Origin of the sequence: Streptomyces sp. SID12488 (genome assembly GCF_010548275.1) — a bacterium.
Classification (GTDB): Bacteria; Actinomycetota; Actinomycetes; order Streptomycetales; family Streptomycetaceae; genus Streptomyces.
In genome coordinates, this window is the sequence record NZ_JAAGLT010000053.1 from 20,622 (window position 1) to 34,172 (window position 13,551).

General features: G+C 68.9%; 13 protein-coding genes and 1 pseudogene. 3 read left to right on the forward strand and 11 right to left on the reverse strand.

What is annotated here, in order from left to right; all coding sequences use genetic code 11:
* Positions 1 to 179 precede the first annotated feature (179 nt).
* Positions 180 to 377, reverse strand: coding sequence for a DUF397 domain-containing protein (locus tag G3I56_RS41290; RefSeq protein WP_164418458.1), 198 nt, complete (start codon positions 375 to 377; stop codon positions 180 to 182).
* 277 nt (positions 378 to 654) lie between these two features.
* The gene (locus G3I56_RS41300; RefSeq protein WP_164418460.1) at positions 655 to 1,260 is read right to left on the reverse strand and encodes a dihydrofolate reductase family protein; all 606 of its coding nucleotides are present in this window, start codon (positions 1,258 to 1,260) and stop codon (positions 655 to 657) included.
* A gap of 150 nt (positions 1,261 to 1,410) precedes the next feature.
* Here G3I56_RS41300 and G3I56_RS41305 point away from each other — a divergent pair, with 150 nt between their 5' ends.
* Positions 1,411 to 2,046, forward strand: coding sequence for a YdeI/OmpD-associated family protein (locus tag G3I56_RS41305; protein ID WP_164418462.1), 636 nt, complete (start codon positions 1,411 to 1,413; stop codon positions 2,044 to 2,046).
* A 118-nt stretch (positions 2,047 to 2,164) separates the two neighbouring features.
* Here G3I56_RS41305 and G3I56_RS41310 read toward each other — a convergent pair whose 3' ends face one another.
* Positions 2,165 to 2,782 carry a YceI family protein gene (locus G3I56_RS41310; RefSeq protein ID WP_164418464.1) on the reverse strand — a complete coding sequence of 206 codons (618 nt, stop codon included), beginning with the start codon at positions 2,780 to 2,782 and terminating at the stop codon, positions 2,165 to 2,167.
* A 310-nt stretch (positions 2,783 to 3,092) separates the two neighbouring features.
* Between G3I56_RS41310 and G3I56_RS41315 the strand changes: the two genes are divergently transcribed.
* Together G3I56_RS41315 and G3I56_RS41320 are read left to right on the forward strand one after the other, a co-directional pair.
* On the forward strand, positions 3,093 to 4,700 hold the full coding sequence (locus G3I56_RS41315; RefSeq protein WP_164323053.1) for an acyl-CoA carboxylase subunit beta: 1,608 nt from the start codon (positions 3,093 to 3,095) through the stop codon (positions 4,698 to 4,700).
* A 70-nt stretch (positions 4,701 to 4,770) separates the two neighbouring features.
* Complete coding sequence (locus tag G3I56_RS41320) at positions 4,771 to 4,956, forward strand: acyl-CoA carboxylase subunit epsilon (protein WP_164418466.1); 186 nt, start codon at positions 4,771 to 4,773, stop codon at positions 4,954 to 4,956.
* A gap of 227 nt (positions 4,957 to 5,183) precedes the next feature.
* Here the strand turns inward: G3I56_RS41320 and G3I56_RS41325 are convergent, their stop codons facing one another.
* The 8 genes and pseudogenes from G3I56_RS41325 to G3I56_RS41360 form a co-directional block, all read right to left on the reverse strand.
* Positions 5,184 to 5,765 (reverse strand): ATP/GTP-binding protein, encoded by a 582-nt coding sequence (locus tag G3I56_RS41325; protein ID WP_006375305.1) that lies wholly within the window; start codon positions 5,763 to 5,765, stop codon positions 5,184 to 5,186.
* On the reverse strand, positions 5,746 to 6,333 hold the full coding sequence (locus G3I56_RS41330) for a DUF742 domain-containing protein (RefSeq protein WP_164418468.1): 588 nt from the start codon (positions 6,331 to 6,333) through the stop codon (positions 5,746 to 5,748). The genes G3I56_RS41325 and G3I56_RS41330 overlap by 20 nt, the downstream gene beginning before the upstream one ends.
* A gap of 96 nt (positions 6,334 to 6,429) precedes the next feature.
* Complete coding sequence (locus tag G3I56_RS41335) at positions 6,430 to 6,843, reverse strand: roadblock/LC7 domain-containing protein (protein WP_164418470.1); 414 nt, start codon at positions 6,841 to 6,843, stop codon at positions 6,430 to 6,432.
* 10 nt (positions 6,844 to 6,853) lie between these two features.
* Positions 6,854 to 10,195, reverse strand: coding sequence for a nitrate- and nitrite sensing domain-containing protein (locus G3I56_RS41340; protein WP_164418472.1), 3,342 nt, complete (start codon positions 10,193 to 10,195; stop codon positions 6,854 to 6,856).
* A gap of 378 nt (positions 10,196 to 10,573) precedes the next feature.
* Positions 10,574 to 11,152 carry an ATP/GTP-binding protein gene (locus tag G3I56_RS41345; RefSeq protein ID WP_164418474.1) on the reverse strand — a complete coding sequence of 193 codons (579 nt, stop codon included), beginning with the start codon at positions 11,150 to 11,152 and terminating at the stop codon, positions 10,574 to 10,576.
* On the reverse strand, positions 11,133 to 11,531 hold the full coding sequence (locus tag G3I56_RS41350; RefSeq protein ID WP_006375303.1) for a DUF742 domain-containing protein: 399 nt from the start codon (positions 11,529 to 11,531) through the stop codon (positions 11,133 to 11,135). The genes G3I56_RS41345 and G3I56_RS41350 overlap by 20 nt, the downstream gene beginning before the upstream one ends.
* Positions 11,532 to 11,639: 108 nt before the next feature.
* A complete protein-coding gene (locus G3I56_RS41355; RefSeq protein WP_010984127.1) occupies positions 11,640 to 12,053 on the reverse strand; it encodes a roadblock/LC7 domain-containing protein in 414 nt (137 codons plus the stop codon).
* Between the two features lie 9 nt (positions 12,054 to 12,062).
* Positions 12,063 to 13,551 (reverse strand): annotated as a pseudogene (locus tag G3I56_RS41360) (hypothetical protein); the annotation flags it as partial.

Sequence of the window (13,551 nt, forward strand, 5' to 3'; positions counted from 1 at the left end):
CCGGGCCCGCACGCGAGGTCGTGTCGAACCTCGTCAGCGGTGAACGGCATCCAGTCGATGCCGTGTTCCCGCAGTCAAGCGCGCAGAGCGGCAAGGGGGCCGGGCCGCCCGGGAAGGTTTTCGCAGGAGGTGACGGTGATCCACTCGGTGCTGTCCATGGGGCGGTCGTCTCCTGGGAGTCAGGCCCGGTCCAGGAACGTGGCCCAGGTACTGGGGGAGACGCTGAGGACCGGTTCGGAGGGGTTCTTGGAGTCCCGGATGTGGATGCCGGAGGTGTGGGTGGCGACTTCGAGGCAGTTGCCGCCTTCGTTGCTGCTGTAGCTCGACTTGAACCACGCCAGGTTGTCCGTGGGGAGGTGTCGAGCTGCGGTGTTCATGACTTTCCAAGCAGTCCGTCCAGGAGGCGCGCGCTGGACCACGTGGTCGTGGTCCGGGTTTTCCAACAGAAGCATGGGGCCCGCGAGACCAGCATGCGGCACGCTTGTTGATGTCCTCGACGTCGAACTGGCCGGGGTCGAATGCGCCGCCGACCCACTTCAGTAGTTCGTCACGCTCCTCGTGCCCGGGGTCGGTGACGGCCTCGATGAAGGTTCTTCCCGTGGCCCCACGGGCGCCGCAGTCTTCTGGCGGGCGGGGCCCGGCGGCCGGTCAGGCCTAGTAGCTGTCGTGGCTGGGCCTACCGTTCGGCCGGTAGACGCCGACGACGGTGCCGCCCTTCGTCGTCGAGACGCTGACCGGCTCCAGCGCTGTGGGGATCGCTCCGTCGGCGAACAGCCGCTTGCCGGTGCCGATGATCACCGGGTGGATGGCCAGCCGGTACTCGTCGACGAGGTCGTGCCGCATGAGGGTCTGGGCGAGGTCGCCGCTGCCGACGACGTTGATGTTGCCGCCGTCGGACGCCTTCAGCCGGCGTACGGCATCGACGATGTCGCCCTCCAGCAGTGCGGAGTTCTGCCACTCGACGGACGTCAGGGTCCGTGACGCCACGTACTTGTGCATGCTGTTCATCCGATCGGTGAACGGGTTGTCGGGGCCGGCACTCGGCCAGTACGACGCGAAGATCTCGTACGTCCTGCGGCCGAGCAGCATCGCGTCGGATTGCTCGTACCAACCGGCGATGGCCCCGCCGACCTCGTCATCGGTCACCGGTTTCTGCCAGCCGCCGTGCTTGAAGCCGCTCCCGGCGTCCTCGTCCGGACCGCCCGGCGCCTGCATGACGCCGTCGAGTGTCAGGAACGTGCAAACGATGATCTTGCGCATGGTGTGCTCCCTTTGTCGACGGGTAGACCGTGCAACCGCCGGAAACTCATCGGCGGAACTTCCGCTGCACCAGAGACCGCCTCCGACCACTGTCACGGGACCCGGTCATCTAGGACAGATTCTGGCCTATTTCCTGCCTACTGTGTCCCCATGACCACCTCTGACGAAGCAGCCCACGCGCTCGACGCGTCCGACGCGCCCGACGTACTCGGCGGCCTGCCGGTCGAGCCCTTCGTCGACGCGCCCGCCCTCGACGCCTGGCTGACCGCCCACCGGACCCCGGAGACCGTAGGCCTCTGGGTGAAGGTCGCGAAAAAGGGCTCGGGGCTTGCCTCCGTCACCGCCGGCGAGGTCAACGACATGGCCCTCTGCCACGGGTGGATCACCGGGCAGCGCAAGAGCCTCGACGCCTCGCACTTCCTGCAGAAGATCACCCCGCGTCGGCGGGGCAGTGTGTGGTCGATGGTCAATGTGCGGAGGGTGCCGGAGCTGGCGGCGGCCGGGCTGATGCGGCCCGGCGGCTTCGCGGAGGTCGACGCGGCCAAGGCGGACGGGCGTTGGGAGGCAGCGTACGAGTCCCAGCGCAACGCCTCCGTCCCGGACGACCTCGTCGCCGCGCTGGAGCGCGATCCTCGCGCCAAGGCGGCCTTCGAGGCGCTCGGCAGGACGGATCAGTACCAGGTCGTACTGCCGCTGCTCAAGGCGCGTACGCCGGACGTCCGGGCCGCGCGCCTCGCGGCAGCCGTCGCCGAGCTGGCGGAAGAGGCTCCAAGTCCGGAAGCCTGAGCGGGAGTCGGTGCCCGGACACACGTCCGCCCGCCTTGGTCGAGGAGCGACCTGGCGGGCGGTTCGTCTCCGCTCCGCGGGTGCCGGCGTCGCGGCACCCGGAGCGGCACGCGTCGTGTCACGCGTTCCGGATGGCCGAGATGTCGAAGTTCAGCTTGATCTTGTCGGAGACCAGCACCCCGCCCGTCTCCAGCGCCGCGTTCCACTTCAGGCCCCAGTCCGAGCGCAGGATCTCCGCCTTGCCCTCGAAGCCCACGCGCTCGTTGCCGAACGGGTCCTTCGCCGCGCCGTTGAACTCCAGGTCGATGGAGATCGGCCTGGTGGTGCCGAGGATCTCCAGGTCGCCGGTGATGCGGTAGTCGGCGCCGCCCAGGGACTCCGCCTTGGTGGAGCGGAACGTCATCGTCGGGAACTCGTCCGTGCGGAAGAAGTCCGCGCTCTTCAGGTGACCGTCACGGTCGGCGGAGCCCGTCTCGATGCTGTTCATCGTGATGTCGAGGGACGCCGTCGAGTTGGCGGGGTTGGTGCCGTCGAGGTGCAGGGTGCCCTCGAACTCCTGGAAGCTGCCCTTGACGTTCGTCACCATGGCGTGCCGGGCGACGAAACCGATGGTCGTGTGGGACGGGTCGATCGTGTAGTCGCCGGTCAGCGCGGCGAGCTCGGGGGCCACCGCGGTAGCCACGGACGAGGTGGCAGTGTCGCTGTCAGCGGTGGTCTTGCGGCCGAAGATGCTCATGACGTGACTCCTTGGGGACAGGTTGTTGAATCTTTAATCAGTCCAACGGGATGAACCGTAGCTCTATTCCGTTCAATTTTCAACAGTATCCGTAGAGTGTTCGCGATGTTGCTTCAAGTGATGTAGTCCCGCGTCCGTAGTCGACTCGCGACTCGACGGCTTTGTGGAACCCCTACAAGGCGCATGCCCCCTGAGCAGTCGGGTCGCCTGCATGCCGACCCGGTTCTGTTCAGGGGTACCAGGAAAACGCGCCGGAGACTGTACGGAGTCGACGGCCCGGTTTTGGCGCTCGGCTTCGTAAGGTCGCTACATGACCGTTTTGGATGAGGCGCAGGGTGAGTCCACGGGCGAGCCGACCGGGGAACCGACGGACGCACGCGGGCGCGTGGCCGAGCTGCACCAGATCCGTGCGCAGGCACTGGCCGGGCCCAGCGAGAAGGCCACCGAGGCGCAGCACGCCAAGGGCAAGCTGACGGCCCGGGAGCGCATCGACCTGCTCCTCGACCCGGACTCCTTCAACGAGGTCGAGCAGCTGCGCCGACACCGCGCGACCGGCTTCGGCCTGGAGGCCAAGAAGCCGTTCACCGACGGTGTCATCACCGGCTGGGGCACGGTGGAGGGCCGGACGGTCTTCGTGTACGCCCATGACTTCCGCATCTTCGGCGGCGCGCTGGGCGAAGCCCATGCCACGAAGATCCACAAGATCATGGACATGGCCATCGCGGCCGGGGCCCCGCTGGTGTCGCTCAACGACGGCGCCGGCGCCCGCATCCAGGAGGGCGTCTCTGCCCTGGCCGGGTACGGCGGCATCTTCCAGCGCAACACCAAGGCCTCCGGTGTCATCCCGCAGATCAGCGTGATGCTCGGCCCGTGTGCCGGTGGCGCGGCCTACAGCCCCGCCCTCACCGACTTCGTCTTCATGGTCCGCGAGACCTCACAGATGTTCATCACCGGCCCGGACGTCGTCAAGGCGGTCACCGGTGAGGAGATCACCCAGAACGGCCTCGGCGGCGCCGACGTGCACGCCGAGACCAGCGGTGTGGCGCACTTCGCGTACGACGACGAGGAGACCTGCATCGCCGAGGTGCGCTACCTCCTCGCGATGCTCCCGCAGAACAACCGCGAGAACCCGCCGCGCGTCGATTCCGAGGACCCCGCCGACCGGCGTGGCGACATCCTGCTGGACCTCGTCCCGGCCGACGGCAACCGGCCGTACGACATGACCAAGGTCATCGAGGAGCTCGTCGACGACGGCGACTACCTTGAGATCCACGAGCGTTGGGCCCGCAACATCATCTGCGCGCTCGGCCGGCTCGGCGGCCAGGTCGTCGGCATCGTCGCCAACCAGCCGCAGAGCCTCGCCGGGGTCCTGGACATCGAGGCATCGGAAAAAGCTGCGCGCTTTGTCCAGATGTGTGACGCTTTTAACATCCCGATCGTCACGCTGCTGGATGTCCCCGGCTTCCTGCCGGGCGTCGACCAGGAGCACGGCGGAATCATCCGGCACGGCGCGAAGCTGCTCTACGCCTACTGCAACGCGACCGTTCCGAGGATCTCGCTGATCCTGCGCAAGGCGTACGGAGGCGCGTACATCGTCATGGACAGCCAGTCCATCGGCGCCGACCTCACCTACGCCTGGCCGACGAACGAGATCGCCGTGATGGGCGCCGAAGGTGCCGCCAACGTCATCTTCCGGCGCCAGATCGCGGACGCAGAGGACTCCGAGGCGATGAGGGCTCGGATGGTCAAGGAGTACAAGTCCGAGCTGATGCACCCCTACTACGCCGCCGAGCGCGGTCTGGTCGACGACGTCATCGATCCGGCCGAGACCCGCTCGGTGCTCATCAGGTCGCTCGCGATGCTGCAGACCAAGCACGCCGACCTGCCCTCGCGAAAGCACGGCAACCCCCCTCAGTGATCCCCCCTGGTAACCCAGCGGATCCTTCGCGGTACATCCGCGGAAACCTCTCTCACGGAGACTGTGACCTATGAGTACCTCTGACATTCGCGTCGAGAAGGGCCACGCCGGGCCCGAGGAAGTCGCCGCCATCACGGCGATCCTGCTGGCCCGTGCGGCTGCCGTGCCGGCGGCTCCGGCCCATCGCCGCCCGAAGGCGGGCTGGCGTCGCCTGGAGCGTGAAGGTGGCTTCCGGGCCCCGCACAGCTGGCACTGAGCCTGGCTTTTGAAGTTGTGAAAGGGACCCCCTTCCGCAGTGCGGGAGGGGGTCCCTTTCGTGTGTGCGTCGGCTGCGGGCCCGTGGGGGCTTGTCGCGCAGTTCCCCGCGCCCCTGAAGAGCGGGGGCGCTTTTAGGGGCGCGGGGAACTGCGCGACAAGCTACTGGGCTGCCGCAGACGGCGTACAACCGTCCGTGGCAGCCCAGTAGCCGCAAGAACCGCCTACTTACCGCAGGCGCGCCATCAACGCGTGCTCCACGAGAGTGATCAGCGCACTCTTCGCGTCGGCACGATGACGGGCGTCCGTGGTGATGATCGGAGTGTCGGGGCCGATCTGGAGCGCCTCCCGCACCTCGTCCGGGTTGTACGGCTGACTGCCGTCGAACCCGTTCAGCGCGATCACGAACGGCAGGCCGCTGTTCTCGAAGTAGTCGACCGCCGGGAAGCAGTCCGCGAGGCGCCGAGTGTCCACGAGGACGATCGCACCGATCGCGCCGCGCACCAGGTCGTCCCACATGAACCAGAAGCGGTCCTGGCCGGGCGTACCGAAGAGGTACAGGATCAGGTCCTGGTCCAGGGTGATGCGGCCGAAGTCCATGGCGACGGTCGTCGTCGTCTTGTCCCCGGTGTGCGTCAGGTCGTCGATGCCCGCGGACGCGGACGTCATGACGGCCTCGGTACGCAGCGGATTGATCTCCGAGACGGCCCCGACGAACGTGGTCTTGCCCACGCCGAAGCCGCCCGCCACCACGATTTTCGCGGACGTGGTGGAGCGGGAAGGCCCTCCGCTAGAGCTTGCGAAGTCCACTGAGCACCCTTTCGAGCAAAGTCACGGCTGGCTGCCCGCCGGCGCTCTCGTCGCCGCCGGGCTGATGAATGGCGACCAGGCCTGCCTCCGCCAAGTCGGCGACGAGGATCCTGGCCACGCCGAGGGGGATGGTCAGCAACGCCGAGATTTCGGCCACCGACTTGATCTCTCGGCAGAGGTTGCAGATGCGCTGATGCTCGGGCAACTGGCCCTGCATCTGGTGCGGCTGCGCAGTGGTGTGCACCAGCGCCTCGATGGCGAGCTGGTAACGCGGGCGCGTCCGGCCGCCGGTCATGGCGTAAGGACGCACCAGGGGATTGCTCGCGCCCCCGGCGGGCGACGGCTCCGGAGAGCGGCGCTGCGGCTGCACGGGCTGGATGCGCGGCGCCGCCGGCTGGTCGTACGGCGACGGCCCGGGACCCTGCGGGTTGTGAGGCGCGTACGGCGGCTGCCGACGGTGGCTCGGTGCGGAGGGGAAGTTGTACCGGTTCTGGTCACCCTGACCCTGACCCTGGCCAGGGCCGTACGACCAATTGCCCGAGGGCGAACCGCCTGGGGGTGTTGCCACTTTCTTCTCCTCCTCCGACTGCGCCGGGCACCGCATCACTGTGGCGCCGCGTCCGAAACCTACCGCCCCGGGACGCCAAAACGCACCGTCTGACTGTTAGTTGAGAATGCTCCCTTGGAGCTCCGCACGCAGATCGGGTGTCAGGACCGAACCCGCACGGTCGACCAGAAGCGCCATCTCGTACCCAATGAGACCGATATCGGCCTCCGGATGTGCGAGCACCGCGAGGGAGGAACCGTCGGAAACGGACATGAGGAAAAGGAAACCCCGCTCCATCTCCACGACTGTCTGATTCACGCTCCCACCCTCGAAAATGCGCGAGGCACCCGCGGTGAGGGAGGTCAGACCGGAGGCGACAGCGGCGAGCTGGTCCGCACGGTCTCGCGGAAAGCCTTCGGACATCGCCAGAAGGAGTCCGTCGGCGGAGACCACCACTGTGTGCGACACCCCGGGGGTGTTGTCCACGAAGTTGGTGATCAACCAGTTCAGGTTCTGCGCCGCCTGGCTCATCGGACTCACACTAACGCTCCTGGTTGTAGGTGCTGTCAGGCCCACCGTGATGGTTCCTGGTGGCCTGGCCGTTCGTCTCACTGCCTGCGGTGCGTCCCCTTTGGACGCCCCGGCGCAGGTTGCTCAACCTGCCCCGGATGTCCTCGGGGGCTCGGGAGACCGACGGGCCGCCCTGGAGAGTCGCTTCCGCGGCACCCTCGATCAGGTTGGCCTTCGGTACCCGGCGCGGCAGGCCGGAGGAGGTCACCCCGCCCGCCTTGGGCTTGCGGAGCTGTGCGGCCTGCTGCCAGCGCTCGTCGTTGGCCGAGCGCCAGTCGTCGGGACCCGTTCCGTTCCCGTTCGCGTTGCCGTTCGGCTCCGCGGGGACAGGGACGGGTACGGGGGCGGGAGCCGGTGTCTCCTGGCCCACGTGCTGCCGGGAGATGCCGTTGCCAGTGCCGTTGCTGCTGCCGCTCGTGGTGGATCCACGGCGGGGGAGCCCCGCATCGGTCAGCGCGTGGGCGGCGGAGGGCGCCGGTCCCGGACGCTCGAAGCCTACGTGATTTCGCTCACTCACGTCAGCGGCCTGCGCGGATTCCGTTTCCGGAGCGTACTCGGAGCTGTGCCCGTTCTGGTAACCGTCCGGCTGCGGCCAGTCGTCCTGGTACCGCCGCTCCTCGAAGGCCGAGAAGCTCTCCGGGGCGGAGGCGTGGGCCGGGGCGGGCTCTTCCTGGACGGGCTCCCCGTACGCGGGCTCCGGGTAGCCGCCGTTCGTCGACGGGTACTCGCTGCCGGCCGACGTGAAGTCGTCCGTCTGCTGGAAGCCGTTGCTCCCGTTCCCGTTCCCGTTGAAGTACGGCTCCTCGTACGACGGCTGCTGCCGCTCCTCGTACGCGGTCTGCTGGTCGTAGCCCGCGAAGGGCTCCTCCAGGGCCGGCGGCAGGCCGTTCGGCGCGCTGAAGTCGTCGCCGTACGCGGGGACCTCGTTGGCCTCCTGCGGGCCCGACTCGGGGTGCGCCTGGGCCTCGAGCTGCGCCTTGCGCTCCTCACGCATCAGGGAGCGGCCCACCGGGTCCAGCTCGCGGATGTCGTCAGGTACCTCGGTGTAGCGGCTGTCGTCGAAGCCGAGCTCGGCCGCCGTACGCATCGGCTGCATCTGGGCGGACTGGAAGTTCTCGCCGACGTACTGCTGTTGCTGCTGCTCGGGGATGATCTGCGAGACGGTGAACTCGTCGCGCTGCATCTGCTGCTCGCCACCGCCACCGTGGGTGATGGCGTCCGGGAGCATGACCAGCGAGGTCGTACCGGCCTGCTCGCCCGAGGGGCGGAGCTGGACGCGGATGCCGTGCCGGTCGGACAGCCGGCCGACCACGAACAGGCCCATGCGCTGGGAGATCGCGGCGTCCACGGTCGGCGGGTTGGCCAGCTTGTGGTTGATGTCCGCGAAGTCCTCGGCGGTGAGGCCGATGCCCTTGTCGTGGATCTCGACCATGATGCGGCCGTCGGGGAGACGGGTCGCGGTGACGCGGACCTTGGTCTGCGGGGAGGAGAACGTGGTGGCGTTCTCCAGCAGCTCGGCGAGCAGGTGCACGAGGTCGGTGACCGCGCGGCCGTGGATCTCGGCCTCCGGTACGCCCGACAGCTCGACGCGCTCGTACTGCTCCACCTCGGAGGAGGCGGCGCGCAGGACGTCGACCAGCGGGACCGGCTGGTCCCAGCGGCGGCCCGGCTCCTCGCCGGCGAGGACGAGGAGGTTCTCGCCGTTGCGGCGCATACGGGTCGCGAGGTGGTCCAGGCGGAAGAGGTTCTCCAGCTGGTCCGGATCGGCCTCGTTGTTCTCCAGCTCGGTGATCAGGGTCAGCTGGCCCTCGATCAGGGACTGGTTGCGGCGCGACAGGTTGGTGAAGATCGCGTTGATGTTGCCTCGGAGCATGGCCTGCTCGGCGGCCAGCCGGACCGCCTCGCGGTGGACCTGGTCGAAGGCGCGGGCGACCTCGCCGATCTCGTCCGTGGTGTTGATGGGGATGGCGGCGACACGGGTGTCGACGCGTCCGGGGTCGGTGCGCGAGAGCTGGTCGACCAGCATCGGCAGGCGCTGCTCGGCGATGCCGAAGGCGGCGTTGCGCAGCTGGCGCATCGCGCGGCTCATCTGGCGGGCCACCATGCCGGCCAGGATGAAGGCGAGCAGCAGGGCGACCACGACGGCCGCACCCACGATGATCGCGTCGCGCTTGGCCTCGTCGGAGATGTTGGACGCCTCGATGACCGCGCCCTTGGAGAGGTCCGACTCCAGCTTCAGGTACGCGTTGTACTTCAGCGTGTTGACCGCCCACCAGTTCTGGCGGGTGATGCCTTTCGCCGCGAGGGCGGCGCGGTCGCTGTCATCGGTCGAGGGGAGCGCGGCGATCGCTGCGATCATCCGGGCGGGGTCGGCCGGCGGCGGGACATAGGTCTGGCCCTTGGCCGCGGCGGCCTGGGCGGCCTGCTCGGCCATCGCCTTGCCGTCGGCCGTGACCTGGGCCGACGCGTCCTGGAGCTTCTTGGCGTCCTGCTCGGTACCGCCCGCGATGTACTCCGCGATGGCGATCCGCTCCAGGTACGCGTACGAGGAGAGGGCGATGCGCTGGAGCTGGAAGCTGCCCTGGTCGGGGCCGGGGTTGGTCAGCAGGTGCATGCCGATGGCACGCTCCAGCGACACGGAGGCCTTGGTGAGCGAGATGGCGTACACGGTCCGGCCGTAGCTGGTGACGTTGCCCGTGCCCAGGCCCAGCTCGTTGGAGAACTCCATCAGGGTGTGCGTGATCGCGGTGTAGCTCTCCTCGGACTCCACGCCCTTGCGCTTCGAGGTGTACGCGGCTGCGCGGACCGCCGCCAGTTGCGGCTCGACCTCGCGGAACAGCTTCAGCCGACGCTCGATGCTCGGCTTGTCCGGGATGTTCTGCGCGGCGACGTCGAAGGCGTCGGCGGCCTTGTCCGTGGCGGCGCGGGCCTTCACGACCGTCGGATCGTCCTCGCCGTTCCCCTTGAGCAGGGGCTCGGCGGTGATGTCGCGTTCCTGGAAGAGGGCGTCGCCGTAGACCAGGGCGGCCTGCACGAGGCGCGCGGTCTGCTCCGCGTCCTCGGCCCCCTGCCAGGTGTCGATCGAGCTCTTGACCTGGAAGCCGCCCATGATGAGGCCGACCACCACGGGTATGAGCAGGATCGCGTTCAGCCTGGTCGGCACGCGCCAGTTGCGCGGGGAGAAACGGCTGCCGCTCGGAGCCGGTGGCGCCATCGGCTCAGTGCCGGGCAGGGGGCCGGACGCCACTCCGCGCGGCGGCGGGGTGAAGTTGCCCCGTGCCGACGGCTCGGGACCGTTCTTGCTTCGCCTCACTCGACCAACAACCTCTCGGCGGAAGGCACCAACGTTGTGCCGCAGTCTCTCAGAGCCGGTAAGCCAAAGCCCCTCCATAGAGGTACGTCTTTGACTATTAGGCAGTTCAGGCATTCCAGCACGTCATCCTTCGCTCTTCCAAACGTCGGAATGCGAAGATCCATAACGATGTAAGCCCCAGATAAAACGGTCATAAAGAACGAGCCCCGTCAAAAGACGGGGCCTATGTGAGCGCAGCGAGACCAGGCGACCGCGACGCGTGGCCATACCACCAGATATCTCTGTCGAAACGTTATGAACACCGAGGCCGACCGTGTCAAAGGCCACAGCCGGCTCCGGTGTATCTACGACAACTGTCGTAGGGCATGGTTGTTACGGCTACCGCAGGCGTGCCATGAGCGCGTGCTCGACCAACGTGATCAGCGCACTCTTCGCGTCCGAGCGGTGCCGGGCGTCCGTCGTGATGATCGGAGCGTCCGGCCCGATCTGCAGAGCCTCGCGCACTTCTTCGGGGTTGTACGGCTGGTGCCCGTCGAAGCCGTTGAGGGCGATGACGAAGGGCAGGCCGCTGTTCTCGAAGTAGTCGACCGCGGGAAAACAGTCCGCGAGCCGGCGGGTGTCGACCAGGACCACGGCGCCGATCGCGCCGCGCACCAGGTCGTCCCACATGAACCAGAAGCGGTCCTGACCCGGCGTACCGAAGAGGTACAGGATCAGGTCCTGGTCCAGGGTGATACGGCCGAAGTCCATGGCCACCGTGGTGGTGGTCTTGTCCCCGGTGTGGGTGAGGTCGTCGATACCCGCCGAGGCCGACGTCATGACGGCCTCGGTACGCAGCGGGTTGATCTCCGAGACGGCGCCCACGAACGTGGTCTTGCCGACGCCGAACCCGCCCGCGACCACGATCTTCGCGGAGGTGGTGGTGGCCCGGCCCCCGTCAGAGCTTGCGAAGTCCACTGAGCACCCTTTCGAGCAGTGTCACCGCTGGTGCACCGCCGTTGTTCTCGTCGCCGCCCGGCTGGTGGATGGCGACCAGTCCGGCCTCGGCGAGGTCCGCGACAAGGATGCGGGCCACACCGAGGGGCATGGCCAGGAGCGCCGACACCTCGGCCACCGACTTGACCTCACGGCACAGGTGGCAGATGCGCTGGTGCTCAGGCAGCAGACCCATCAGCTGGGCCGGGTCGGCCGTCGTGCTGATCAACGCCTCGATGGCGAGCTGGTAGCGCGGCCGGGTCCGGCCGCCGGTCATGGCGTACGGCCGGACCAACGGCTGGTCGCCCTCGTCCTCGTACGTATGAGCGTACGGATCATGAGAGGCGGTGGGCGGGGTCATGAATCCTCCGGGCGGGACAGCGTCGGTCAGTCGTGCCGTCTGACGGGGCCGGTGGGGGAGATGTGGCGGCCGGACGGTGTTTTGGTGAGGCGGGTGGATCCGGAGCGGTCAGTGGAGCAGACTGCCCTGTAGTTCGGCACGCAGGTCAGGGGTGAGCACTGCGCCCGCCCGATCGACCAGAAGCGCCATCTCGTAGCCGACAAGGCCGATGTCGCACTCGGGGTGGGAGAGGACCGCCAACGACGATCCGTCCGAGACGGACATGAGGAAGAGGAAGCCCCGCTCCATCTCGACGACCGTCTGGGCCACCGTGCCGCCCTCGAAGATGCGCGAGGCACCCGCGGTGAGCGAGGTGAGCCCGGACGCGACCGCGGCGAGCTGGTCGGCGCGGTCCCGGGGGAACCCCTCCGACATCGCCAGAAGGAGGCCGTCGGCTGACACGACGACGGTGTGGGACACACCGGGGGTGTTGTCCACGAAGTTGGTTATCAACCAGTTGAGGTTCTGTGCCGCCTGGCTCATCTGGCTCAACTATCGCTCCTGCTGGTGAGTGGGGCTGGGGAAGCTGCCCGTCTGGTCGGAGCCGGTACCGGCCTGCCGACCCTGGGCGATGCCCCTACGGAGATTGGTCAGCCGGCCGCGCACGTCATCGGGCGCACGCGAGACCGCCGGACCGCTTTGGTGCTGTTGCTGCTGAGCCGTACCCGGTACGAGGTTCGCACGCGGGACCCGGCGCGGAAGGCCGGAAGTAGTGACGCCACCGGCGGCCGGCTGGCGGACGCCTGCGGCCTGCCGGACCAGCTCGTCGTTCGGCGAGGTGCGCCAGGAGCCGGTCGTCGAGGCCGGCGAGGCCGCCGGACGCGGGGGAGCCGGTACGGAGGACGGCTGCGAGAGCGCCGAACCGTTGCCGTTGGTGCTGCTCCCGTTGCCGTTGCCGTTGGACGGCGGCTGCTGCCCCTGCTGACCCTGCCCGTGGAACCAGTTGGTCTCCAGGGTGTCGTACAGCGGCGTCCGACCGTCGCCGGGACCGCTCGCCGGCGGCAGTGCCTCCGGCTGCGGCGGGCGCGGCGGCACCGGCGGACGGGCGCCGCCGAAGTCGGCGGGACCACGGCCCGCGCCCGGCTGCGGACGCTCGAACTGGCCGGTGGACGACGGATTCTGCGGACGGCCGGGCACCGGGCCCCGGCCGTCGAAGCCGGAGGGCGCGGGGAACTGGCCGGTCGAGCCGGAGTCGTACCCGGTCGGCGCGGGGAACTGGCCCGTCGAGCCGTTGTCGTACGACGACGGCGTGAACTGCCCGTTGTTCTGGGGGTTCTGCGGGCTCTGCGGTCCGCCCGGCGGGGTGCCGAAGACGTCCGAGCGGACGTACGACCCGTTGTTCTGCTGGCCGTTGGTGTCGCCGGAGCCGTTGTAGCCCGGCAGCGGGAACTGGCCGGTGTCCGAAGGGCCGCCCGGACGCGGGGCGTTGAAGTCGGGACGGGCGAACTCGGAGGTGACGCCCGGGTTCTGGAGATCGTCGAGGCGGGGCATCCGTGAAGTGGAGTCCGGCTCCTCGTGACCGCGCGGGGTGTCAAGCGAGGCACGCGGCACCGGAGGCTGCGCGTTCTCGTCGCTCCAGCTCGGACGCGACGGCGCGTTGCCACCGGGCAGCTCGGGACGCGGCGCACCGCCACCACGCGGCGGGAGCTGCGGACGGCGCCCGCCGCCCTGCCCCTGTCCCTCTCCGCGCTGCGGCGGTACGGGGCCACGTGAGCCGCCGAAGCCGTCCTGGCGTCCGGCGTTGTTGCCGAAGGCGTCCTGGCCCTGACGAGCGCCGGCGCTGTCGCCGAAGCCGCCGGCCGCCTGGAGGCCCTGCGGAGCACCCGGCGCCTGACCGCCGAAGGCGCCCGCGCCCGCCCCTGCCGGAGCCGGCCTGCCGCCCTGCTGAGGAGCACCGGGACCCTGCGGTCCACGCGGCGCTCCGCCCGGTGCACCCGGGCGACCGCCCGCGTCCCGGCCGGGCAGCCCGGCCCGTGCCCCC

Bases quoted from the DNA above. Each gene is read 5' to 3' on its own strand.
- G3I56_RS41320 (WP_164418466.1), top strand. From the start codon at position 4,771: ATGAGTACCTCTGACATTCGCGTCGAGAAGGGCCACGCCGGGCCCGAG.
- G3I56_RS41355 (WP_010984127.1), bottom strand. From the start codon at position 12,053: ATGAGCCAGGCGGCACAGAACCTCAACTGGTTGATAACCAACTTCGTG.
- G3I56_RS41290 (WP_164418458.1), bottom strand. From the start codon at position 377: ATGAACACCGCAGCTCGACACCTCCCCACGGACAACCTGGCGTGGTTC.
- G3I56_RS41310 (WP_164418464.1), bottom strand. From the start codon at position 2,782: ATGAGCATCTTCGGCCGCAAGACCACCGCTGACAGCGACACTGCCACC.
- G3I56_RS41335 (WP_164418470.1), bottom strand. From the start codon at position 6,843: ATGAGCCAGGCGGCGCAGAACCTGAACTGGTTGATCACCAACTTCGTG.
- G3I56_RS41315 (WP_164323053.1), top strand. From the start codon at position 3,093: ATGACCGTTTTGGATGAGGCGCAGGGTGAGTCCACGGGCGAGCCGACC.
- G3I56_RS41305 (WP_164418462.1), top strand. From the start codon at position 1,411: ATGACCACCTCTGACGAAGCAGCCCACGCGCTCGACGCGTCCGACGCG.
- G3I56_RS41300 (WP_164418460.1), bottom strand. From the start codon at position 1,260: ATGCGCAAGATCATCGTTTGCACGTTCCTGACACTCGACGGCGTCATG.
- G3I56_RS41350 (WP_006375303.1), bottom strand. From the start codon at position 11,531: ATGACCCCGCCCACCGCCTCTCATGATCCGTACGCTCATACGTACGAG.